Below are 572 nucleotides of genomic sequence, written 5' to 3'. Positions count from 1 at the left end.
GCGGCTGGCGTTGAAGGACGCGGTCCGTGAGGAATTGTTGGTGCGGAACGTCGCGGAGCTGGTCCAGGCGCCGCGTAAGGATGATGCGCCGGTGCGGGCGCTGGGCGAGGTGGACGCGGGCCGGGTGCTGGCGGTGGCGCTGGTCGATCGGCTCGCCGGGCTGTGGATGGTCATGCTGGCGCTGGGGCTGCGCAAGGGGGAGGCGCTCGGGCTGCGCTGGGATGTGATCGATCTGGACGCGGGCACGGTCGAAATCCGGCGTAAGCAGCGGCGGCGGCTGGTCGGGGTGGATCCGGACACGGGCCGCAGGCACTGGGAGCTGGTGGAAGATGAGCAGTTGAAGACCAGGGGGTCGAAGGCGACTCTCGCGCTGCCGGAGATGGTCGTGGTCGTGCTGCGTGAGCACAAGGCACGGCAGGATGCGGCGAGAGCGGCGGCGCCGGTCTGGCATGACGACGGGCTGGTGTTCACTACGTCTACGGGTCGGGGGATCCAGCCGCGGAACGTTAACCGCTGGTGGGACAGGGTTTGTGCGGACGCGGGCGTCCATCGAACACGTGTTCACGACCTGA

1 protein-coding gene is annotated in these 572 nt (G+C 69.1%); it reads left to right on the top strand.

Annotation, left to right across the window (positions count from 1 at the left end):
- The coding region (locus MJ783_RS15075) for a tyrosine-type recombinase/integrase (RefSeq protein WP_305039499.1) at positions 1–572 on the top strand (572 nt) is incomplete at both ends.

The sequence above is a fragment of the Protofrankia sp. Cj3 genome, assembly GCF_917627355.1.
Classification (GTDB): Bacteria; Actinomycetota; Actinomycetes; order Frankiales; family Frankiaceae; genus Protofrankia.
This window is presented reverse-complemented; position numbering and strand designations above follow the sequence as displayed.